Source organism: Psychrobacter sp. CX97 (assembly GCF_057396285.1).
Genome location: NZ_JBXYJE010000008.1, coordinates 65364 through 90126, shown reverse-complemented (window position 1 = coordinate 90126; position 24763 = coordinate 65364). Strand labels below are relative to the sequence as shown.

Sequence of the window (24763 nt, the reverse complement as noted above, 5' to 3'; positions counted from 1 at the left end):
GTTACCCGCATAGCATAGTAACCGTTCCAATTTACGACGCTTTTCGGTAAGATACTCGCTGACTATTGATACATTTATAACCACATTGAGCATTCTTATGGCATTGTACCCTTACACCTTGCAACCAGTTGAGCTAAATATTTCTGAAGATGAGTTTCATCAAGCTCAATACGAGTTGTTTGAACAAACCAACCCCGGATTTTCATTAAAGTCTATCAAAACTAAAGAATGGGCTATCATGGCGGTTACCGTCATTGCTGCTATTGCAGGGCTTATCTTTGTAAAAGGCTATTCCACCATTATATTCTGGCTCATGCTTGCTTTAGTTGTGATTTATCTGTTGATACGTACCCTTGGTATGCAGTGGTATATTAATAGGGAATTCGAAAAACAAATTGCCGATCAAGAAATGCCTACCGAAATGCGCGATATGAAACTCGGTGTACAAAAACATGGGTTAATTATGTGTATGCCTGCCCCTAATGCGGGTGTACAACCTAATGTGTCAAAAGCAATGCGAGGCATGCAAATGCGCTCGGCTAATACTCAACAAGCAACCATTCCTTGGTCTGCTATAAAGAGCTGGGATGAAACCGATGACTTCATTTTCATGATGTTTGAGATTCAAGGTCAAAAAGGCAGCCAAATCATTCCTAAACGCCTTGAGCAACGTAAATTCCCGATTGAAACCATACGTACACATTTAAAAGAAGTCGTTCCAATTCAGGGTATTCGACCTGATTCTATTGCTCAATAATTGCGTAATGACCGATGAAGTAAAACTTGTTTAATTACCTCTCTTAAATATAATATTTAATACGGCGCGGTATAGAAAAGTTCTATGCCGCTTTTTTTATTGCCTCATATTTATTTTATTGAATATTAGTCATTAATATGTATTAATAGGCATTGTAATCGAATTATAGTTAAACCCCTTAATTTTAAGAAACAATATAAGTTATCAATAGTTAAATATAATAAATGATAGTTTTCAGTATGATTTATTAAACTAATCGCTTTTTAATTGTTATTATAATAATCGCTAATAGGGATTGAGCTCAAAGAGATTAAATCCCTATATATTTCTTTTACTAAATAAGGACAATTATTATGAGTACTAATCAAATTGGTCTTGAAAAATCAGATATGTCAGAAGTAATTGCTAAGCTTAATAGGCTACTCTCTTCGTATCATATTTTTTACATTAATGTTCGTGGCTATCACTGGAATGTAAAAGGTGAGCACTTTTTCTCACTACATGAAAAGTTTGAAGAATTGTATACCAGCTTACAAGTTCAAATTGATGAAATTGCAGAGCGTATCTTAACGCTAGGAGGCACACCATTTCATGCTTATAGCGACTTTGCTGAGCATGCCAATATCTCTGAAGACAAAAATGTATTTGATGGACGCACCTGTGTTGAAGGCGTTGTTAAAGGACTTAAAGAGCTTATTTTAGAACAGCGACAAGTTTCTGAGTTGGCAGGTAATGCAGATGATCAAGGAACTGCTGATTTAGTTGATGAATACGCTCAAGAACAAGAAAAATTAATCTGGATGTACAATGCATTCTTAGGTTAATCTTTACCCCATAGTAATAAATAATGTAAAAATAAATAAGCCCCGTCAATATTTGGCGGGGCTTATTTATTATCAGTGTTTTAAAAACAAAACTACGTAACTTAGCGCAGCATATTTACATTTTTACATTTGGCTTATTAGCAAACATTTATTTATCGACCCACAGACGAATTTTTTCGCGTTCATCAGGTGTCGCCTGCAACCAAAGCTTCATAAATTTGTCTAAAGTACTTGCATTATCATTTAAAGGAACAGATTGTGTGGCTGGCTGCGAATTAATGGCTGCAATCGTTCTCTGATTAGAGGCTTGGGCAGAATTACCGACACCAAGGATTCCAGCAAGCCCTGAAAAAATACTACTATTACCTGAGGTACCTTTAACTTTGGCAATTGTCGTTGAACCATGCATTACTGCTAGCGTCGGTGTTTTAGCATAATCACGTGCTTTCTCATAGTCTTCAGGCTGACCGGGCATGGATAATCGATAAGTCTGGCTATCTTGCATATCTGCGCTAACCGTGACATTACCGGAACGTAAATAATCGTGGTTGTCACCTTGCAAATCATATAATCGATCATATTTTGCAGTGATAACATGTCTGCCTGGCTGTAACTTAAACTGCTTTCTTAAAGGTTGAAATGCACTTTGATTAATCTCATTACCATTAATTGCCGTTACTTTAATATTGTCATCAACGTCTAAAGTAACCTCAGCGTATGCATAACTAAGAGAAAGTACGCTAATACTGGTTATAGTCATTAAGGTTTTGAGCGGGCTTTTAATCTGAATCTTATTCATGAATAGTCCTTTGATGGATTTTTTAATTATGTATATCTTTATAATATATAGCTTAGAAATGTAGCACAAAAATTTAAATAAATATATAAATGTTGCTTGTTAAATAAAACCTCTCCCACCCCAACCGCTAAAAATTAAAAGTAATATTATCAGAACGATAGGTAATATTTTCTTCAGATTTAGACAAATAATCTTCTTGCGCTTCTAGAGTGATATCTTCTAACTCAGCAATTAATGTATGTTCATCAATCATCGCAATGGCTTCATTTATGACCGTTTTAGAGACATGGGCTCTATTTAAATTTGAAAATAAAGGTTGAATAATATTCAATATATCCAGCATTCCACCAATACGATGGGGCCCTTCATTGAGCAAATGCTCAATAATGCGATTATCAAATTGCCAACCACGCCGGCGCATGACAGACTCTAGTAAGGCTTTTCTATCTGCAAAATCATGACCCTCTGGCACACGAAATGCGGGAGCCTGAATTAGGCGAGTGAGTAAATCTGGAAGTTGGAAAGGAAGTTCACTAGCGGTGGTTCTGGCAGCAAAAATTAACTGGCATTGCCCCTCATAACTACGGTTGATAAGATGAAAGATTGCTTCTTGCCAACTACGACTATGTTTAATAGATTCTAAATCGTCAATAGCAATTAAATCAAAGCTTTCTAAAGAAGCCAATACACTAACATCAGTATTTATTAAGTCTTTAAGAGATAGGCAGATTGCCGACTTATCCATCTCCATATAGGATTCACATATGGCAGAAAGTAAATGGGTTTTACCAGTGGCCGCACTACCATAAATATACATTTGCCCAATAAGGCCGACATGTAGTTGTCGAATGGCGTCTATGAGCGTCGTCCATCCGGGACCAGCAAAGTCGCTCAGACTTGCATCCTGTCTTACATCTAGATTTAAGCTTAGTTGATTCATCATTACGCTTGCATCTCGATACGGTACATAATATGACACCAATTTTCGATTATAGTTCGTTTTTAAAAACTTATTGGGATTATATTATATTGAAGATAGTCGATAGTAGCATAACGTTTACGTTTGCCATAGCTTATACAGTTAATCACTTAGTTATACATTATACACGCTATCCGTAATTTTTTCTCATTGTGTTGTCTACACCGAGTTAAATCAAAGGTTTAAGGACTAAATATAAATACTCAATAAAGAGACCCAAAGGTATATTGGTATTAAAAAGGATAAATAGGCTGTGTCTCGTCATTGGCAAATAGCCATTACTAATTGATCTGGTGTATCAGAGCTGTGTATGATACTAGGCATAAACCTAGACAATATTTATTGCCAACTTAGCTAGGAGCTAGACTAACTAACTGATTAACTGACTGATAAACTAACAACAGCGTATCAACGCCATAAATTCAGAATAGTCACTGCCAATAACCATAAATCATAACCTGGACACAATTTACGCTATTTTCAAACCTACCCAAACTATTTAAATAATTTATATTGTTTCTTGCCTCTATAGAACTCTGTTTCTTTATAAGCATTATAAGCATGCTGAAATAAAACGTTGATGACTGCAGACACAGGCAAAGCAATAAGCATCCCAACAAAGCCAAGTAAGCTCGCACCAGCCAGTACAGAGAAAATGACCCATAGGGGCGATAATCCAATTTTATCCCCTAAAAGAAGCGGCTGTAAGACATAGCCTTCTATCGCCTGCCCTACCATGAATGCACCGACTATTAGCCCCAAATGAACCCAGTCTAAACCAAATTGGAATAATCCGGCAATAATCGCACCAATAATACCTATCCCTGTACCTAAATAAGGGACAAAACTGGCGATGCCAGCGACCAAGCCAATTATTAGCCCTAATTCTAAACCAATCAATTGCAACTGAACGGCGTATATCACGCCAAGTAAAATCATAACCAACAGCTGACCTTTAACAAAAGCCATTAAAGCTGCATCACAGTCCTTAGCGATTTGAATCACTTTTTGTCTACCTTGACTTGGTAGAGCAAGCTTCCACGATTTAATTCGCTTGTCCCAATTAAATAAATAATAAAAGGTTAAAATCGGCACTAAAATAATGAGACCCGCATTATTAATAACAGTTAAGCCCGAATTCATAAGGTTTTTGAATAGTGACTGAGCATCTTCTGCATTGTAATTTTTATTCAAATACTTAACTAAGGTATTTGAAATCTCTTGAGACTGAAGCGGAGGTAATCCAAACCGGCTATGTTGATTAAACCATGTCCTCACGTCTTGATTATACCATTCGACGATACGCGGTACGTAATCCCAAGCAGCTTGAAGCTGTTGCCACAACGTTGGAATAAACCACCATAATAATACACCCAAACCGAGTGAAATGACGCCATAAACAAGTAAAATACCTATCCAGCGCTTCATATAGCGCGATAGAAATGCCACTATTGGATTAAGCAGATATGCAAGAATGAAAGCCACAATAAAAGGCATTAACACTGGGATTAGCTTATATATTAACCACAATGATAAAACCAATAGAGCCGTTATTAGTAGACGTCTAAAAAAAGGGTCGATAGTTTGTTGACGCATGATATTTTATCTCAAATAGGCGACTTAGAATTATTTTTTGAGTTGAATTGTTCATTGCTTAAATTATTCATTGTTTAAACGACTGCTTAAATAATGGGTTAAATACTTAGTTCAAGAATTAGTTGAATTATAAATGATTATCAAGTTTTTTCTTTTGTTATTGCTACATATTACTTTAACAAACCATTTTAATCGGTATTAGACTAAACGTTAACTAATATTTAGTCACTTTTTGTTTACTTTGATAGGTAAATTTTGCGACAACACTCTTTATGACTATAATATTTGCCCATCGACCATCACATCCAAGTATAATAACTTTATACTCTCCTACTCCATAACTTCAATATTTGCTTACAAGGTTTGCTAACCCCATGAACCAAAAAAATCTAAATTCTCAAACTGATACGTCATCTAACACTAATAGCTCAAATTCTTTAAATAGTTCAACTTCTTTAAGTTACAAAGATGCTGGTGTAGATATTGATGCAGGTAATGCCTTGGTACAACGCATAAAATCTGTTGCAAAATCTACCTCTCGCTCTGAAGTTGTAGGTGGTTTAGGCGGTTTCGGTGCGCTATGCCGTATTCCTACTGGATATACCTCTCCATTGCTCGTTTCAGGTACAGATGGTGTTGGAACTAAACTTAAGCTTGCTCTACAGCTCAACCGCCACGACACTATCGGTATTGATTTAGTAGCCATGTGTGTTAACGACTTGCTCGTTTGCGGTGCTGAGCCTCTCTTCTTTTTAGACTACTATGCTACTGGTAAGCTAGACGTCGATACCGCTGCTTCAGTAGTTACCGGTATAGGAGAAGGGTGCAGACAGTCAAACTGCGCGTTAATCGGTGGCGAGACTGCTGAAATGCCAGGTATGTATCAAGATGACGATTACGACTTAGCTGGTTTTTGTGTGGGCGTTGTTGAAGAAAGCGACGTTATCACAGGCGAGAAAGTAGCCGAAGGTGATGTGCTTATTGGTATCGCATCAAGTGGTGCTCATTCAAATGGTTACTCCCTGATTCGTAAAGTTATTGAAGTCAGTGGTATTGATCTTGCAAATTCTACCGAGCGTTTAGATGGTAAACCCATTACTGATGCTTTAATGGCCCCGACAAAGATTTATGTTAAAGCTATTCAAGCATTGCAAAAATCGGTTGGCAACGAAAACCTTCATGCTATGTCGCATATCACAGGTGGCGGCTTTACTGAAAACTTACCACGCGTACTGCCTAATCACTTATCTGCAGAAATCGACACCAAAAGCTGGCACATGCCTGAGCTATTTAACTGGTTGCAAGAGCACGGTAATATAAAACAATCAGAGATGTACCGAACCTTTAACTGTGGTGTCGGCTTTGTCATAGTAGTTCCACACCAGATAGCCGATCAAGTAGTAGAAACTGTCAATCAAACAGGTGAAAGCGCTTGGAGATTAGGCCGTATGATTGCTCGTCAAGATGATGCGGTGGTTTACTTATAATATGAATATAACGTCATCCCTAAACAATACCCTAATCACAGCTGAGCCAAATCACAGCACGCTTTTAAAAGTGGCTGTATTGGTTTCTGGTAATGGTAGCAACTTACAAGTATTGATAGATGCCATGCAGGCAGGCGAGCTTCCGATCGAGATAGTAGGGGTCATTAGTAATAATAATGAGGCTTTTGCAATCACTCGAGCCAAACTAGCTAATATCAACACCACTGTTTTATCGCATATCAAAACTGGCGATAATGCAGGTAAACGTATGGGAATTAAGACTTTTGAGCATTATGCAAATCAGAAGTTAAATGAGTGGCAGCCCGATCTGATAGTGTTAGCTGGTTTTATGCGGGTGTTAAGTGAAGATTTTATCGACTCTGCGCCAGCCCCAATGATCAATCTGCACCCTTCTCTACTCCCTAAGTATAAGGGTCTGAATACGCATCAAAGAGCCTTAGAGGCTGGCGACACGCATCACGGTTGTAGCGTGCATGTTGTGACCGCTGAGCTTGATGCCGGTCAACTATTAACTCAAGCTGTTTTAGAAATAGACGACAACGATGATTCTAATACTCTACAATCTAAAGTACAAAAAATTGAGCACCTGATTCTACCTTGGACAATTTTATTAATTGCTAAAGGTGCAATTGATATTAATACATTGAAACATGATCCTAAATCTCAAAGCTTAAAGTACTTACCAGCACTACCATTAAAACTTTTATTTGACTAAGGTCTAGGCCTATTGAACCTTCAAAAATTAAGACTAGTGAGAGCTAAAACTTTCTAACTTAGAATAATGAAGCATCCAAAGTTTCACTGCATATTGATTGAAAACCCATTACTTAATAAAAGCTTCGGCGCCAGTTCCCTATTTGAGGGATCAACAGACTCTAAATTAGTTTCAATTCCTCTCATTACAGGCTTATAATTTAAATAAAGCTCAAGCGATTATTCACTTGAGCTTTTTTAATATTAAAACCATATGCTAAAACTATTGAGCTTGAATAGCTGCTAATATTTTCCTCTTTAAGGTTAGATATTCCTGACTATCCAAAAATCCTGCATATTTTGGAATGTCAAACTTGTCAGTCAAATGGGCAGGTGAACCTTTTAGGATATAAATATAATTGGATAAAAAGATAGCTTCATCGATATCATGAGTAATAATTAAACAGGTTAAATCCAGACGCTTTTGTAACTTGCTAAACCAATCATACATCTCATCTTTAGTCACAAAGTCGAGTGCTGAAAACGGCTCGTCCAGTAGCATAATAGGATTATCACTTAGATAAGTTCTTAAAAGTGCTGCCCGCTGCTTTTGTCCACCAGATAAATTTTGTGGATATTGCGTCTCTAAACCTTGCAAGCCAAAATGTACCAGCTGAGGATTAACAATCTCTGCAATTTCAACTTTGCTGAGACCCCGTAACACTAAAGGCAAGCTAATATTCTCATAGACTGTTTTAAAAGGCAGTAGTAAGTCTTTTTGTAGCATATAACCCACTGTTCCCGCCTGCCCTGTTGTGTTCCTGCCATTAACCCATACCTGACCATCACTTGGTATAAGCAGACCAGCAGCAATATTAAATAAGGTTGTTTTACCAACACCACTAGTGCCCACAATACTGACCACATCATTTTTCATGATTTCTAAGCTTAATTTCTCAAAAATAGGGTTGGCATTAAACGAGTGGGTTATATTTTCTAAAATGAGCACTTTATCCATCTGTATGACTCAACTTATAAGTAAAAGCATCAATAATCAAACCTATTTGACTAGACTATAGGTAGTCGTTACTCACGCCCGCTTGAGGCGGTAGTGGCTCATCGATCAGTTTATTGTCATAAACCCAGTCAAAAAACCTATCCCAACGGTCATAATCAAACTTACCCCACTCGCCATTATCACCTAAATACTGTGTAGATAAATATCTCTGACTCTCTAGAGCAAGCTCTTTATTAATCTCTGGCACATGCTTAATTAAAATCTCTGCACTTTTATCTGGGTTTTTAGCGGCATACACATATCCTTTATTAATGGCTATTAATGCTTTTTTAGCCAGCTCTGGATTTTTGGCTAATAACTCATTATTGGCAATAATAACTGGCGAATAATAGTCGAATACTGGTTCATAATCTTTTAAGAAAAAGAAGTTTGTATCTACACCTTCTATTTTTGAGTGAATACCATCCCAACCATAAAATGCTAAAATATAGTCAAACTGGTTCATACGTAAGGCAACACTAGCATCTGTTGCTTCGCCTGGGATTTTGACTAAGTTATTACCCACAAGCTTGGCAACCGTCGCATCATCAACGGGGTCTTCCCACGTCGAGTAGCGCTTACCATTTAAATCTTTGGGTGTTTGTGCACCTAATGATTTAAGTGACATAAGACCTACTGGATTATGTTGTAAGATTGCCGCTACTGCTGTAATAGGCATCTCTTTTTCCAGTTTTTTTACCATATTTGGCTGAAAGTAAATGCCAAAATCAGCTCTTTTATGAGCAACTAAAGTCGAGGCACTGTCCTCACTAGGCTGAACAATTTTTACGTTAAGACCCTGCTCATCAAAGTAGCCGTTTTCTAAAGCCACATAAAGGCCTGTATGATTGGTATTAGGTACCCAATCTAAAGAGATCACAAAGTCAGTTAATTTATCAGCATTGTCAGTGGCTGCAGTATTTTCAACCTTGGGCTGACATGCCATGATGCTAAAGCTACCTAATAACGTTAACATTAATATTTGAAGTGACCGTAAATATGTTTTTATAGTGTTATGTCCTGCTAAAAAAGATTGAGTCATATTGGCTCATCCTTATAAGTATTGGTGTTTAAAAGCACGCCTTTCTAACCATTTAACCAATGAGATTAGTAAAACAGTTAAAAAGCTTATGAAAAATATGACAGCAAACATACTATCTAAATCGTAAGACTTACGAACTCGGGTCATATACACCCCTAATCCATAATATCCACCAAGCCACTCTGCAATCACCGCAGAGATTAAAGCATATGATAATGCAACTTTAAGACCCGTGAAAAAGAAGCCCATAGCTGATGGGATTTTTAAATGGCGATATATTTGATATTTGCTGGCTTGCATAGATTTGAATAAATTGAGATGTTCACGGCTGACAGATTGATAACCATCAATCAAGGCAATGGTAATTGGAAAGAATACTGATAAAACAACTAAAACGACTTTAGGGGTAATTCCATATCCAAGCCAAATAATAAGCAGTGGCGCAATCGCAATTGTGGGGATAGTCTGGTTTAACAAAATAATCGGATAAACCATCTCTCTTATTGTTTTGGATAAATCCATGCAAATAGATAGAATAAAACTAACGATAAGACCAATAGTAGTACCTAGGAAGGCAGTCGCCAATGTATATTTAGCATGCATCATCAGTAGCCCAAAGTCATCAATAAAAGCCTTTACTATCTGAACCGGCGAAGGGAGTAAATAATCTGGGATAAACTTTAGTTGGACACACAGCTGCCAAATAAGTAAGATTAAAATCACTAAAATATAGCTTTTAACCATACCAACCGTTCTTTTTTTTAGCTCACTCTGTTTATTTGGTAAACGCTTCACAGCTACTCTCGGTCAAGGGGTTATCGATGATATTGTTTTAACATTTTAAGAACCTTGGATTCTAACAAACACAAACATACTTAATGAAATTAATTCTTAAACAGGTGTTTTAAACACTAGTAATAACTTTAATTTATGTTAAGAGATTTAGTGCAAAACCACCGTCTCTTTTTATGATGCTACGCTCATTCAATCCATTTTACCAACTGGGAAAAGCCCTGCTAATCATTCAATTAGCAGGGCTTACTTTTCCAGTGCGTTTGTATTAACAATTCTACCAGATCATTATTTAACGGGATTTTTACTGACAACATGAACCGCTTTAATATTAACAAACTCCTTAATACCGAACCCACCATGTTCACGGCCATAACCTGAGTCCTTTACACCGCCAAAGGGCAGACCAGGATGTACTAAGCTATATCCATTAATATAAATCATACCAGTGTCAAAGTACTGCTGGGCTAATTGGATAGCTTTCTCTTCATCTTTAGAAAAAATCGCGCCACCAAGACCATAGCGGCTGTCATTAGCAATACGTAGAGCGTCATCTTGATCTTTGGCACGTATTAAAGAGGCTACTGGACCAAACAGCTCATCTTTATAGGCAGGCTGGTCAGGTGTAATATTTTCTAGGATTGTTGGCGGATAATAAGCACCTTCACTCTCTAGAATCTCCCCGCCTAGGGTTACTATTGCCCCTTTTTCAATACTTTCTTTGACTTGCTTATGAAGACTGTCACGTTGCTTAGTACTAGACATAGGACCGATATCGGTTGACTCCTGCATCGGGTCGCCGACTGAGTAATTTTTGAATTTCTCAATAATTAAATCACGGAACTTATCGTAAACACTATCTACAACCACAAAACGTTTGGCAGCGACGCACGTTTCACCATTATTATAAAGTCTTGCATAGGCGCATGTTTTAGCAGCTAAATCTAAATCGGCATCTTCTAGAACAATAAATGCATCATTTGAGCCGAGCTCCATCACTGTTTTCTTGAGCACTTTGGCGGCTTGCTGAGCAACAACTGAGCCTGCTTTATCACTACCTGTTAGAGTAACGCCGCGCACTTTATTATTATCAATCACTTTTTCTGATGCATCGTGATCAATAATTAAAGCACGAAATAACGCATTCGGTAGATCAGATTCATGCAATATTTTTTCAATTAATAAGGCTGAACCCGTTACGTTTGAAGCATGCTTAAGTAATACACTGTTACCCGCCATCAAATTAGCAATAGTGTATCTAAAGACCTGATACGCCGGATAGTTCCATGGCTGGATACCGTAGATGATACCAATAGGCTCGTAGCTGATTAAGCCTTTTTTTAAACCTTTAACATCGCGCTCCTCAGAAGCTAAGGCAGCAACACCTTGCTCCGCTGTAAAGTCGCAAATACTTTTACATAAATCAACTTCTTGCAAACTTTGTTTATAGGTCTTGCCTCGCTCTTTCGTCATAAGACGGGCAAGATCTTCTTTATATTCCAGCAATTTTTTACCAATAGATTGTATGACTTGGGCACGCTCTTCGTGCGAAACTTCTCGCCACTTTAGAAAGGCTTCATGCGATTCATCTATTATATTAGTGATTTCACTATCACTCATATAATTGTAAGTTTCAATAGTTTTACCAGTGGCTGGGTTAATCGTTGTAATATCTGGCATATATATTATCCTCGTTTTAATCTTATCTACATTCTTACTATTAGATGAATAATTTGTCCAGTCTGGTAAATGAACAGTTTTAATAACAAATCATTTCATTTAGGTCATTTAAAAGTGCTAACGCCCTTTAATATAGATAATAGAAATATAGATAATAGTGACCTAAATCATTAGATTAATAAGAGTACCACATGGAGAATGAGATAGTTTTATCAGTTGTTATACATTGTGGTCGACTTGTTAATTAATTGAAAAAAATATTATAAAATTAACGTTTTTACTCAATAAGATCTTGTTTTTTAAACGAATTAGAGTCTGTTTAAAAGTTGTCTTCAGAGGAAAAATTAAGCGGAATTTGTGTTAATCAAGCAGATAAATGCCGTTAATACCTAGATATTGACCAATTCAACGACACAGAGTAAGGCAAATTTAGCCAACTTTTACATGACAGTTAACTTACTCTCAAATCTGCGTCATCGTTATGATGATATGATGAATGTTCATCAGACCCTATCTAAATTATTAGGCTTACTATTAAAATAAATGGTTAATAGTAGCTTCCTCTGACTCAGTATTTTCTTCATCAGCCACTACTTGACGAGCAACATGGATAATAAGCTGACGTAACCAACGGTGTGCAGGATGGTGTTGCAATAGAGGTGACCATGCCATCGTTAACTCAAACTCTGGTATAAAAAACGGAGGCTCTCTCATAACAATACTATCATTTGTGGCTTGCATTCGAGCCACGCGTGTAGGTAATGTAGCAATTAAATCTTTGTTTGCAGCTAGCATGGCAGGCATTTGATAATGTCGTGTAAAAACACTAATTCGGCGTTTTTGACCCAGCCTCTGCAGTGCCTGATCGATTGAACCAAGACCACCAGATTTTTCAGGATTGACCCCAAATCCAACTCCCATACCGGTTTTGGATACCCAAACATGCTGAGCTTTAAGGTAGTTCTTTAAATTAAACCGATATAAATAGGGACTTTTTGCTGACAACAAACAGCTAAACGTATCGCGCCATACCAATACCTGATGAAAACTCTGCGGGATTTCATTAAAGCGGTTGATGGCTAAATCAACACGTCCCTGCTCCATATCACGGTAGGAGACGTCTGAGGGCGTTAAAAAATCCAAAACTACATTGGGCGCTTCTGAACGGAGGGCTTTTACCAGACGAGGAACCAATGTCGCTTCGGCATAGTCTGAGGTCATAATCCGAAAGACTCGAGACGTTCTATAAGGTCTAAATTCAGTACGTGGTTCAAGTAACTGGGTTAAGTCGGCCAGAATCTCACGCACTCTAGGTTGCAGCTCAAGTGCACGCTCGGTTGGTGTCATACCTTCTGATGAGCGTACTAATAATGGGTCGTTAAACAGTTTACGTAATCGACGCAAGATATTGCTCATTGCAGGTTGTGTAATGCCTAGCTGTTCAGCAGCTCTAGTGACATTCTTTTCGCGCAATAAAACATCTAAATTTACGAGTAAATTTAAATCGACGTGTTGTAAATTCATATAACTCTCAATATGTTTTTATTCGTTGTTACAATCGTATCATTGCATTGATTTTAATGGTTCAAATTTTTAATGTGTTTTTTAGTTATATAAAAGTTATATATAACTAAAAATGATTAGGCTAAGTCTTAATAACTTATTCATGACTTATTAACAATAACCTATTATGTAGTATAAGTATTCAGCATCGGGATTAGCTATTAACGGTATTAGCTATTAATTAATAAATAGGTAAGTAGTCATAGGCAAACGCTTAGTTAATGTAGTTATAGGTACTCATTATTTATTACTCATTATTTATTATATAGTCATGATCACTCATCCTCATCCTCTAATCCTCTCATCCAATAGGTACTTACTTTATTATATCCTATTATAGATACTTAACTGTTGAGCACCTAGCGGTTATAAATAGTTCCTTATCGATTTTCATACTCAACTGGGCTTATTGTTAATATATACCTCGGATTGATTATTTTGGTTTAAAGCATTTGTAACGCTAGAGTGCTTTAGTAAATAATGTCATTGTTGAAGAAACGACTCATCGACTGCCTAAAAACCATAAAATAGTAACTATTAATAAGCCTAACCTATTATTTTAACAGCACTATAACTTAAATAAATACCCAAGATAACCTTCATAAACTAGATAAATCTTTATAATGTCGTTATAGTGGTTATTAAGTGTTAAGGGCATAGTATTTTGCATACTACATATTTGGTTAGCCTTCCTTATCCATTTTGAAAATCATTTCAAAATAATTTAGCTTAGCCATTAAATAAGCATTTAACAATCATTACAATTTTATAAGGGCCTGCTTCAGGGGGGCCTGCATTTTTACACAGCCTCTTACTATACAGTGGCTTACATTTTTAAACGGTGTTAAATAAAAACTTCCTTACTAATAATAAGAAGCATTTATTTCATTTAACCATCCTCAATCTAGGAGACAATTGATGTCAACTTATAAATCAGCTCTTGAACATATTCGTGAAATTAAAGCAAAACATGGTAACTGGCAGAATATCAGTGAATCTGATGCTGCACGTATGATGGTTCAAAACCGCTTTAAAACGGGTCTTGATATTGCTAAATACACTGCTGCTATTATGCGTCAAGATATGGCAGAGTATGACGAAGATACTTCTAAGTACACTCAGTCTCTTGGTGCATGGCATGGTTTTGTTGCACAACAAACGATGTACGCTAAGAAGAAATACTTTGGTACTACTTCTAAAACATACATCTACTTATCAGGTTGGATGGTCGCTGCATTACGTTCTGAGCTTGGTCCATTACCTGACCAGTCAATGCATGAAAAAACGACTGTACCTCAACTAATCGAAGAGATTTATACATTCTTACGCCAAGCTGACGCTAAAGTATTGAACGACTACTTCCGTGAGCTTAACGCTGCAAAAGAAGCCGGACAAGATACTACTGAAATCGAAGAGAAAATCAATAACTTTGATTCGCATGTTGTGCCTATCATTGCTGATATTGATGCTGGTTTCGGTAATGAAGAAGCCACTTACCTACTTACTAAAGCAATGATTGAAGCCGGTGCTTGTGCTATCCAGATTGAAAACCAAGTGTCTGATGCTAAACAGTGTGGTCACCAAGCTGGTAAAGTAACCGTACCGCATGAAGACTTCATCTCAAAACTTAATGCTATTCGTTATGCTTTCTTAGAACTTGGTGTAGACGATGGTGTTATCGTTGCCCGTACTGACTCTGAAGGTGCCTCTTTAACTCAGAAAATCCCAGTATCTGAACAACCTGGCGACTTAGCCTCTAAATACATCGACTTTATCGATGTTGAGGAAATCGACATCGCTGATGCAAAAGAAAACGATGTACTTTTGAAGCGTGATGGTAAACTAGTTCGTCCAGTACGTTTGGCCAATGGTTTATTCCAGTTCCGTGAAGACACTAATATTGACCGTGTTGTTCTTGACTGTGTAACCGCTTTAGAAAACGGTGCTGACTTACTTTGGATTGAAACACCTACTCCAGACGTTCAACATATCAAAATGATGGTTGACCGTATTAAAGAACAGCAACCAAAAGCGAAGCTTGTTTACAACAATAGTCCTTCATTCAACTGGACGCTAAACTTCCGTAAGCAAGTTATCGCTCAGTGGGAAGAAGAAGGTAAAGACATCTCAGCATACGACAAGAATAACTTGATGAGTGCTGACTATGATGGTTCTGATCTTGATGCTGCTGCTGACCAAGCTGCTAAAGACTTCCAGCGTGATGCGTCACGTGAAGCTGGTGTGTTCCATCACTTAATCACTCTACCTACTTACCATACTACTGCTCTTAGCGTTCATGAACTTGCTAAAGGCTACTTTGGTGAAGATGGTATGCTTGCTTATGCTGCTGGCGTACAACGTAAAGAAATCCGTGAAGGTATCTCATGCGTCAAACACCAAGCAATGGCTGGTTCTGACCTAGGCGATGATCACAAAGAGATCTTCTCTGGTGATAACGCTCTTAAAGCAGGTGGCGAGAAAAACACAATGAACCAATTCTAAGAATTAATCCTTTTAAGTTACAATTAAAAATCGTCCTACTTCGGTAGGACGATTTTTTATGTCATCTCTTTTCTCGTTCATCCATCTGCTATAGTCAAAGAAGTCTAAAATGGTTACAAGGCAACCGAGTGCAAGTACTACTGGAGTAGGCTTAACGAAGTTAACGCCGTAACCGTTTAGTAGTTCGCTGACTATATCGCAAGCAGCTTAGCAAAATACGTTACTTTGATAGACTGTATATTAGTTGTCTGCTCTTTTCATTAGCACTATTTAACGGTTACAATGATGGCTTGTTAATCGTTAATTAACTACATATTTGCCATAATTAAATTTTCTATACATTAATATTTTTCAACTCGATAAAACCACTAGCTACCCCCCTTACTTCTAAGTTTCACTCTTTGTAATTTATAAATAAATGTTTTATTAACTAGCAGTTATTTTATAAACCTTCTATTGAAATAATAGTCCAATAATAATTGACTATTATTTAACACTTTTTATTTGTATTATGATAAGACACATACATAATGTTCACTATTAATAAATAATGCTTAATGGAAAGGATAAAAATGCAAGAGATTGAACTTAAGTTTTTAGTACCTGAATATAAAGTTGATTCACTTATGCGTCAGGTTAAAATTAAGACGTCTGAATCTTCACAACTGGCTGCTCATTATTTTGATACTAAGCTCAATACCCTTGCTGACGAAGGCATGGCTTTAAGGATTCGAAAAGAGGGAGAGAATTGGGTTCAAACTTTAAAGTCTGGCGGTGATGGTCTTGCTGCTCGAGGTGAACAAAATGATGTATTAGATGAACAAGAGGTTTTACAAGCTTTCGAGAACGATGAATTACAACCAGATATATCACTATATGACGATTCTGACTTTGCAAAGCCTCTCTCAAAGCTTAAGATTTCTGGAAATGATATCCCTTTGGATAGGCTATATGTTACTGATGTCCATCGTACAACGAGATTACTAAAAAAAGAAGGTAATGTTGTCGAAATTGCTTACGACGAAGGGAAGGTCATTCATGGTCATGACAGTGACAAACATCAACCCATTCATGAAATAGAATTTGAACTCGTCCAAGGTGATGTGAAGTTCCTCTTTGAATCGGCAAAGATCTGGTGTAAACGATATAAATTGTGTGTGTCCACTGTTACCAAAGCAGAACGTGGTGGTTTATTATTAGCTGATAAAGAGCATGCAAATGCAACTAAAGCAGATCTTAATCAACTTAATGTTAATAAAAGTATGACACAGCCTGAGTTTATGCGTGCTGTCGTACACAACTGCATGATTCAAATATTACCCAATGCCAGCGCTATTGCTGCGGGCAGTCCAGACGGTAATCATGTACATCAGCTTCGTGTGGGCCTACGTAGATTACGGACTGCCCTTAAGTTTTTTGATGGATTCTCCTACGATATCAATCCTGAATGGATACCCATTATTAAGCAGACGTTTAGCTTGCTTGGCGAATATAGAGATCGTGAAGTACTACAGCTTAAAACCCAAGCTATATTAGAGGATATTGGTGGACCATATGTAGATTGGTCTCCTGAACGCAATGCGTTAAAAATAACGCCTAGTGCTGCTGTGCGTGCTAATGACTTTCAAATCACACTACTTGAATTAATTGAATATACAATGAGTGATGCTACCAAAGACAAATCTGAGACTGATAATTTAGCAATTGACTCAACAAGTAAAATATTGAATAAGCTTTATAAGAAAATTACAAATGCCAGAACTCAATTTGCACAACTAGATGTCGAATCTCAGCATGATGTACGTAAACGCTTAAAGAGCCTGCGCTACCTTTGTGAGTTCGTCGCTCCACTGTATAAAAAGAAACAAACAAAACAGTTTTTAAAATATCTTGAACCGGTTCAAGACGAGCTAGGCGAATATAATGATGATCTTGTAGGTCATGAGTTTTATTTAGAAAAAACCAAGACAGATCCAAACGCATGGTTTGCAGTCGGCTACTTTGCTGCGCATAAGCAACGAACCGCTGAAAAGTGTGCAGAAAGCCTAGTAGCCATCAGCGATGCACCCACATTTTGGTAAGCAGTTCTGCTAAGAGCTTTCCCTAATAGTGAGCCACTATCTCTTTGATCAAAACTTTATAAATTAATAAAATCTATAACCATCTGTTAAAGTTTTTAATGTTGGCAATTCTAAATGTTGTTTGAACTTGAGATTTTTTTCAAAGTCGGCTGTTTATTTAAAGATTGTCTATTTTTAAACATTGCTTAGTTTGTAAAAAGCTAAGATAAATTTTATTTGATTGACCATCAAACATTGAAAGCTGAACTTATGTCATGAAAACTAAATACTCTCGATTAGTATTGAGCTTTATTATTAATCTCTACTCAACTCGTTTGCTTTCAATTCGTATAATAAGCAGTCGTTTGATATGAATATAGATAGAGATTATTTAGCAATAATCTCTACACTGGTACCAATTTTAACGTTATCAAACAGCCAAATAACATCTGTATTTCGCATCCTAATACACCCGTGCGACATCGGTAAACCCATAGGTTCTGTATCGGGTGTGCCATGAATATAAATGTAACGCTTATAAGTATCACAACACCCTATTTGATTATTGCCTTTATTAACACCTTCCTCTGTCCCCGCTAACCACAGAATTCGAGACAAAATCCAGTCTCTTTCAGGGTTTAATGTACCAAGCCTGTCATTATATATTTCGCCTGTAGGTACTCGACCCACAAACACTGAGTTTATCGGCGCATTTTCCCCAATTTTTTCTGCAATAACATGTCTTCCTAATGGTGTACAACCAGTTGATTCTAGGCTACCAATTCCATTTTTAGCAGTAGATACATCAAATACTTTTAATAGGTTTAAACCTATTAGTTTATCCTGCTGATTTTCGAGACCCGCACTTTTTGACATTTTAAATAATGCTAAAGTTTGTTTGTCAATATTTATGACAATATGATGACCTATTTCCATACTTCGATGTTTAAAATTCATATTGTTGCCCATTTAATAAATATTTGTAAAAGTTTTACAACATTCAGAGATTATATTTAAAAGTAATTAAAGGCAGTTCATAGTAGCGAAACAATACGGAATACTTATAGAAATTAGCCTAGCGAGCTAGTTTAGCTGATAAAGTTATAAATAGAATTTATTTTGTAAAGGTTTTTAGGTTGTATCTGTTTCAGAACGCTATTAAGATAGCGTCACATTATAATCATATGAATCATTATGACCGCTTTATTGCCTACTCGAGTTTCAATTTACGATTTTCTGATTGAAGATACTCAGCCTATTGATTCTATAGTTGCTGATTTAGGGCATATCTCTCTTCCTCAGGCCAGAATTTTAATTGAACATGGGATTCAAGCTATAGTCAGTGCGCTTCTTGCCTATAACCAGCACCAAGGCTCCGACTTGCTTATTAAAAATTTAATAAACCGCAATCAGGTTAAAGAGTTACGAAAACATAATGCATTTAATACAAAGGCTATGATCACTGCCTTCAAATGCGGTCAGCCGGTTAGTGATGTTTTGTTTGATGAGCATTTAACTCAAAAAGAGATATGCCACCATCTTGCTGTGTATTCACAGTTACCTATTGAAAAGGTAAAACCGCTGTTATCGGCACTGGTTTTATTATGCTTGCGTGAACTTGCTATTTTGGTAGATTACTCACGATTAGATACAACTGAAGTTGATTGTTGGATGAATCTACAATCGCAATTCATCAAACTTGATTACAGTATGAATAAGGATCTAAGAGAATCTTCAACTTTTACTGGTTCACAACGTTTTAAAAAACCATCCTTTGACCCTATGTGGCATGAGATAACAGGTTATAAACCAATACCTGAAACTAATAGCACGCCTAAAGATAGCATCCCGCACTATGCTAAAGTGATCGGACGCTCGCCTAAAACACCCAGCCAATTAGTCAGCCCATCGTCTAATTCAAGGCTAATTGTGGATAAAAGCAATGAAAGAGATGTGTTAACTTTTAGCGAAATAGAGGGTATATCATTGCCCTATCAGCGTTGGCTACTGCAACTTGCAAAGATTTCCGATATATATTTAAGTAGAAATCGACTCAGAATTGCACCTGAACCCACACAAGCACCTCCTAAACCTTTTGTTAATTTCGATTTTATCGAACATAACCTTAGTAAATTAGCGGATGACTCTGATGCTTCGAATAAATCTGACGTCCCACTTTATAAAAATACAGTCATCATCTTACTCTTAATTGTTATTGGTGGACTGGCTATCATTGCCATAGGCAAAGCTCAACTAAAGAAAAATAAAAACTTAAACGTTAATAGTCAGATAGTTCTACCTCATCAAATATAATCCAGCGTTGATTGCGTAACTCCAATTATTAATACTTATAAATAGACCAATGCGAGACCATATAAAAAGATACACTTAATGAACTTATTAACTTTACAAAACCTGATTTTATCCAGTATACACCGTATTTATAAATATAAATTTCATTCATGACATTTCTTAGTACTTAGTCTTAATCACTTAGTCTTAATCACTTAGTTTAAACATAACCCGCTTAAATCAAGTCAGTTTACAATTGATCAAGTTATAACTGATCAACTGCCATCTGTGTAATTACACGGCCTCTGGCTGTACGTAGAACATAACCCTGTTGTATCAAATAAGGCTCTATAACATCTTCTAGTGTTCCCCTATCCTCAGCCATGGCTGCAGCAATAGATTCTACCCCTGCTGGCCCACCGTCAAAACGGGCGTGCAAAATTTCTATATAGCGGCGATCTAAATGGTCTAGTCCACGTCTGTCCACAGCCAGCATATCAAGCGCACTGTCTGCAATATCACCAGTGACTTTGCCATCCGAACGAACTTCAGCGTAGTCACGGACTCGGCGTAATAATCTATTTGCTATCCTTGGCGTACCGCGTGAACGTCTGGCAACTTCAATTGCACCCTCATCTGTCATACTTACTTTCATCAACCGCGCTGAGCGACCGACAATAGTGGTTAGATCTTCGATATTATAAAACTCTAGGCGCTGGACGATACCAAATCGATCGCGAAGTGGCGAAGTCAATAAACCTGCTCGTGTAGTTGCTGCTACTAGCGTAAACTGCGGTAAATCAAGCTTTATAGATCTGGCAGAAGGCCCCTCGCCAATCATAATATCAAGCTGAAAGTCTTCCATAGCAGGATATAAAATCTCTTCAATAACCGGACTTAGCCTGTGAATCTCATCAATAAACAGAACATCCCCTTCCTCAAGGTTTGTTAACATGGCAGCTAAATCACCAGCACGCTCAAGAACAGGCCCAGAAGTCGAACGAAGATTGCCCCCCATTTCTTTTGCAATTATATTCGCTAATGTTGTTTTACCTAAACCAGGAGGACCAAAAATCAGCGTATGATCTAGAGCCTCACCACGTTTACGGGCAGCCTCGATAAAAACTTCCATCTGTTCGCGGACAACGGGCTGTCCTATATAGTCATTTAGAGTAGAGGGACGAATGTTTATATCCGGTTGATCATCGGGGCGTTGTAAAGGATTTATCAGTCTATTGTCCATAATGTCGCTTAATCATAAAATTAAAAGATTATAAGTAATTTAGTATATTATTTTTACCAAATTTAAGAGTTACCTAATTTGTCAAATTTATGTGTTTTACATGGTAATGACTGTAAATACTAAAAGTTACTGGCTTATATTTTAGAGTAAAATTTAACGTATCATACTGTAGTAAATTTGATGTAACTATAAAAAAGTTGAGTAAGTTTAGATCCGATATGTGTGTAGAATCAAAAAAAGCGCCATGAATGATTAGCGCTTTTAGAAATTAACTTAGCGATTTATGTAGCAGAATGAAAATACTTTTTTAAGACTTCGAGACAGCGAGTTATTTTAGCAGGTTGCTGGTCACGTTCTACAGTGACCGCATAAAGAACAAAAGGAGGTAAAGAGTATGCTGGAAGCACCTCAACCAAATCTCCCGATTCAAGTTCCTTTTGAATGTCTAAAGACATTACCCGAATCAGACCATGCCCTGACTTTGCTAAGGTTACGCCTAAAAAAACATTATTTGTTTGAATACGAGATTCGACTCTTACCTTTGTTTTTTTAGATGTTTCAATACTTGTTAGTTCAAGAGTATTAGGATCCTTCATTAAATCAATACTGATTAGCTGATGACTTGCTAAGTCTTTAGGCTTTGTAACCTTTTCATGCAGACGTAAATACTGAGGAGAAGCAACCAAAACCTGCTTTACTTCAGCTAAAGGATAATTAGTTACCGAACTATCTTTGATATTAGGACTCATACGCACAGCAATGTCTGCACGCTCATCAATCATATCTATGTAGCGATTATCCGCTAGAAAATACAAACTTAAATCATCATGGGCGGCCATCCAACTCGATAAAGCCGGTAGAATATGATTAACACCTAGCTCAGGGGTAGTTGCAATTCTTAAACTACCCGCCAACTCATCGCGCAATTGATTTACCTTAATTCGGCCTTGATCGGCTGCACTCACGACATCTTTCGCAGCTTCGTAAAAACTTGCACCTGCCTCAGTCAGGCTAAGTTTACGTGTTGAACGATGTAGCAACACCACACCGAGATCTTTTTCTAAAGAGCGTATCTGTTGACTTACCGCACTTGTCGTAATGCCTAGTTGTCTTGCAGCACCGCTAAACGACCCATGATTTACAACACTTGCAAATACTGCCATTCCTCTTAAATTATCTAACATTTTCCGAGCATCCAAATAAAGTTTTTAAAAATTGGTTCATCTAAACTGAGAGTATAACTTAAATATCATACATACAAGCATAGGACTAAAAATAAATTCAGAGAGATAAACTATTCAGTTTATAGATATAATTTTATAGATATCATTGATCACATAGATTATAAAGGCAGTAGTTTAAGATGAGTGATGTGAGCGTCTGAAAACTCAATCAACTGTCTCATAACTGGACTTTGAGTCAGCAGCTCTTTTGCTCGGGTTTCTGCAAATTTTTGACGCTGAAGCTGTCTGGACTGAGGTAAAATATCATTAGCACTTTTCGCCAATTCACTATCAATTTCAATAGAGACTTCGGCCCCAAACTGTTCCTGAAGATGTTTAATTAATTGTTTTAAAATACTTTTCATATTTTTGGTATCAAATGCAACTTTAAGAATACTATGACCGTGTATCTTTCCTGTCATAATACCCTGCCTAGCTAGTGCCAGTTCATCTTGCGCTAGTATTTTTGACTCACGAGCAGTTTGCAACCAATAGTCCCATTTATCCGGTGTCCAACTGCCCTCTAAAGTAGTGATGGGACAATATAAATAATCTCTGGGGTCTTCTACAGATAATAGTGGACTTGTTATCTTGTTTGATTGAGAGTTATTTACAACTGGCTCGGCAACTGGCTCGGCAACTGGCTCGGCAACTGGCTCGGCAACTGGCTCGGCAACTGGCTCGGCAACTGGCTCGGCAACTGGCTCGGCAACTGGCTCGGCAACTGGCTCGGCAACTGGCTCGGCAACTGGCTCGGCAACTGGCTCGGCAACTGGCTCGGCAACTGGCTCGGCAACTGGCTGCTCAGGTATATCTAAAGAAGAGCTTATAGCTGAAACTTGTCCATCGAGTTGGTTGTCACCTTTTTTAAAATCATTGGCTTTATTAACATATTGAGAGGAAAATGAATCGCCCTTTTCATTGACTTCATACTTTTCATTAATCTTTGCTACAGACTGTCTTATATTAGGTACTTCATTTACGGCGAGGGGTCTAAACGCCAACATACGTAATAATGACATCTCAAGAGCTTGCAAAGGGGTATTGGCAAGCTTAATTTGTTCGCGTCCTTGAATAATTATTTGATAATACAGCTGTAATACGTCTGGGGTAATTAGGTGTGCTAATGAGCTAATTTGACTTGCCTGTTCCGTACTCACATTTAATAAAATATTAGGAAGTAGCTGCGTCATGGCCACTTGATGTAGTAACTCAGCTAACCCATCAAACATGCTGCCTGCATCAACTAATTGAGCACGCATACCCTCTACATGATTCGCCACAGCGGCTGAATTTCCTTGGTAAATATCAGACAACAAACTAATTAAATCTGCACTATTGATAAGACCAAGCATGTCATTCACGGTATCATCTGTCAAGCCACCTTGACCAAATGCAATCGCTTGATCAGTTAAAGATAATGCGTCACGTAAAGATCCTTTAGCAGCGTTAGCCAGTTGCCATAATGCGGATTCTGTAAATTCAACCTGCTCATTTTTCAGTACACTCGCTAAATACTCACTGATTGCCTGCTGAGGAATAGGACGTAAAACGAACTGTAAACATCGGCTGATGATTGTAATCGGTAACTTTTGAGGATCAGTAGTTGCTAATAAGAATTTAACATGAGCTGGAGGCTCTTCAAGCGTTTTAAGCAGCGCATTAAAACTGTGAGTAGATAACATATGCACTTCATCAATCAAGTAGACCTTATATCTCCCTTGAGTTGGTGCATAGGGTACGTTATCAATAAGCTCACGTGTGTCTTCAACTTTCGTACGCGATGCAGCATCAATTTCAATCAGATCAATGAATCTACCTTCATCAATTGCCAAGCAAGTATTACAAGCTCCGCAAGGCGAACTGGTAATACCTGTCTCACAGTTTAAACATTTTGACAAAATACGGGCAATAGTGGTTTTACCCACACCACGTGTACCGGTAAACAAATAAGCGTGATGAAGCCTATTATGCTCAATGGCATTAATCAGTGCCTTTGACACATGTGACTGACCCACTAATTCATGAAAGTTTTTGGGACGGTATTTTCGTGCTAAGACCTGATATTGCTGAGACATATACATCAACCAACACTTGATTTACATTAAGAATATTATAGATTATTAATCTATCAGCCTTGGTGTAAAAGCTTT

19 protein-coding genes are annotated in these 24763 nt (G+C 37.4%); 7 read left to right on the top strand and 12 right to left on the bottom strand.

Annotated elements, in window-relative coordinates; all coding sequences use genetic code 11:
* Nucleotides 1-97 precede the first annotated feature (97 nt).
* Nucleotides 98-757, top strand: coding sequence for a YcxB family protein (locus AC2SLL_RS08025; protein WP_486531167.1), 660 nt, complete (start codon nt 98-100; stop codon nt 755-757).
* A gap of 353 nt (nt 758-1110) precedes the next feature.
* Nucleotides 1111-1581, top strand: coding sequence for a Dps family protein (locus AC2SLL_RS08020; RefSeq protein ID WP_486531166.1), 471 nt, complete (start codon nt 1111-1113; stop codon nt 1579-1581).
* Between the two features lie 148 nt (nt 1582-1729).
* Here the strand turns inward: AC2SLL_RS08020 and AC2SLL_RS08015 are convergent, their stop codons facing one another.
* The 3 genes from AC2SLL_RS08015 to AC2SLL_RS08005 all read right to left on the bottom strand — a co-directional run bounded on the left by AC2SLL_RS08015 (nt 1730) and on the right by AC2SLL_RS08005 (nt 4955).
* A complete protein-coding gene (locus tag AC2SLL_RS08015; protein ID WP_486531165.1) occupies nt 1730-2380 on the bottom strand; it encodes a DUF2057 family protein in 651 nt (216 codons plus the stop codon).
* Nucleotides 2381-2507: 127 nt separating this feature from the next.
* A complete protein-coding gene (hda, locus tag AC2SLL_RS08010) occupies nt 2508-3323 on the bottom strand; it encodes a DnaA regulatory inactivator Hda (RefSeq protein WP_486531164.1) in 816 nt (271 codons plus the stop codon).
* 531 nt (nt 3324-3854) lie between these two features.
* Nucleotides 3855-4955, bottom strand: coding sequence for an AI-2E family transporter (locus AC2SLL_RS08005; protein ID WP_486531163.1), 1101 nt, complete (start codon nt 4953-4955; stop codon nt 3855-3857).
* A gap of 374 nt (nt 4956-5329) precedes the next feature.
* On the opposite strand from AC2SLL_RS08005, the gene purM reads away from it, so the two are divergent.
* Nucleotides 5330-6442: a phosphoribosylformylglycinamidine cyclo-ligase gene (gene purM / locus AC2SLL_RS08000; protein ID WP_486531162.1), complete on the top strand. Its 1113-nt coding sequence runs from the start codon at nt 5330-5332 to the stop codon at nt 6440-6442.
* 1 nt (nt 6443) lies between these two features.
* Nucleotides 6444-7178, top strand: a complete 735-nt coding sequence (gene purN, locus AC2SLL_RS07995) for a phosphoribosylglycinamide formyltransferase (protein ID WP_486531161.1) — start codon at nt 6444-6446, stop codon at nt 7176-7178.
* Between the two features lie 261 nt (nt 7179-7439).
* On the opposite strand, the gene AC2SLL_RS07990 is transcribed toward purN, so the two are convergent.
* The 5 genes from AC2SLL_RS07990 to AC2SLL_RS07970 form a co-directional block, all read right to left on the bottom strand.
* Nucleotides 7440-8174 carry an ABC transporter ATP-binding protein gene (locus AC2SLL_RS07990; RefSeq protein ID WP_486531160.1) on the bottom strand — a complete coding sequence of 245 codons (735 nt, stop codon included), beginning with the start codon at nt 8172-8174 and terminating at the stop codon, nt 7440-7442.
* A 55-nt stretch (nt 8175-8229) separates the two neighbouring features.
* Nucleotides 8230-9159, bottom strand: coding sequence for an ABC transporter substrate-binding protein (locus AC2SLL_RS07985; protein ID WP_486531246.1), 930 nt, complete (start codon nt 9157-9159; stop codon nt 8230-8232).
* Between the two features lie 108 nt (nt 9160-9267).
* Nucleotides 9268-9999: an ABC transporter permease gene (locus AC2SLL_RS07980; protein ID WP_486531245.1), complete on the bottom strand. Its 732-nt coding sequence runs from the start codon at nt 9997-9999 to the stop codon at nt 9268-9270.
* Between the two features lie 336 nt (nt 10000-10335).
* Complete coding sequence (locus AC2SLL_RS07975; protein WP_486531159.1) at nt 10336-11727, bottom strand: NAD-dependent succinate-semialdehyde dehydrogenase; 1392 nt, start codon at nt 11725-11727, stop codon at nt 10336-10338.
* A 534-nt stretch (nt 11728-12261) separates the two neighbouring features.
* The gene (locus tag AC2SLL_RS07970) at nt 12262-13251 is read right to left on the bottom strand and encodes a LysR substrate-binding domain-containing protein (RefSeq protein WP_486531158.1); all 990 of its coding nucleotides are present in this window, start codon (nt 13249-13251) and stop codon (nt 12262-12264) included.
* 957 nt (nt 13252-14208) lie between these two features.
* Between AC2SLL_RS07970 and AC2SLL_RS07965 the strand changes: the two genes are divergently transcribed.
* Both AC2SLL_RS07965 and AC2SLL_RS07960 read left to right on the top strand, forming a co-directional pair.
* The gene (locus AC2SLL_RS07965) at nt 14209-15792 is read left to right on the top strand and encodes an isocitrate lyase (RefSeq protein WP_486531157.1); all 1584 of its coding nucleotides are present in this window, start codon (nt 14209-14211) and stop codon (nt 15790-15792) included.
* A 572-nt stretch (nt 15793-16364) separates the two neighbouring features.
* Nucleotides 16365-17873 carry a CYTH and CHAD domain-containing protein gene (locus AC2SLL_RS07960; protein WP_486531156.1) on the top strand — a complete coding sequence of 503 codons (1509 nt, stop codon included), beginning with the start codon at nt 16365-16367 and terminating at the stop codon, nt 17871-17873.
* A 366-nt stretch (nt 17874-18239) separates the two neighbouring features.
* On the opposite strand, the gene AC2SLL_RS07955 is transcribed toward AC2SLL_RS07960, so the two are convergent.
* Nucleotides 18240-18788, bottom strand: coding sequence for a L,D-transpeptidase family protein (locus AC2SLL_RS07955; RefSeq protein ID WP_486531244.1), 549 nt, complete (start codon nt 18786-18788; stop codon nt 18240-18242).
* A 258-nt stretch (nt 18789-19046) separates the two neighbouring features.
* Here AC2SLL_RS07955 and AC2SLL_RS07950 point away from each other — a divergent pair, with 258 nt between their 5' ends.
* Complete coding sequence (locus AC2SLL_RS07950; RefSeq protein WP_486531155.1) at nt 19047-20165, top strand: hypothetical protein; 1119 nt, start codon at nt 19047-19049, stop codon at nt 20163-20165.
* A gap of 244 nt (nt 20166-20409) precedes the next feature.
* Here the strand turns inward: AC2SLL_RS07950 and ruvB are convergent, their stop codons facing one another.
* From ruvB to dnaX, 3 genes are all read right to left on the bottom strand, one after another.
* Complete coding sequence (ruvB, locus tag AC2SLL_RS07945; protein WP_486531154.1) at nt 20410-21387, bottom strand: Holliday junction branch migration DNA helicase RuvB; 978 nt, start codon at nt 21385-21387, stop codon at nt 20410-20412.
* Between the two features lie 281 nt (nt 21388-21668).
* Nucleotides 21669-22571 carry a LysR family transcriptional regulator gene (locus tag AC2SLL_RS07940; protein WP_486531153.1) on the bottom strand — a complete coding sequence of 301 codons (903 nt, stop codon included), beginning with the start codon at nt 22569-22571 and terminating at the stop codon, nt 21669-21671.
* 158 nt (nt 22572-22729) lie between these two features.
* Nucleotides 22730-24688: a DNA polymerase III subunit gamma/tau gene (gene dnaX / locus AC2SLL_RS07935; RefSeq protein WP_486531152.1), complete on the bottom strand. Its 1959-nt coding sequence runs from the start codon at nt 24686-24688 to the stop codon at nt 22730-22732.
* Between the last annotated feature and the right edge of the window lie 75 nt (nt 24689-24763).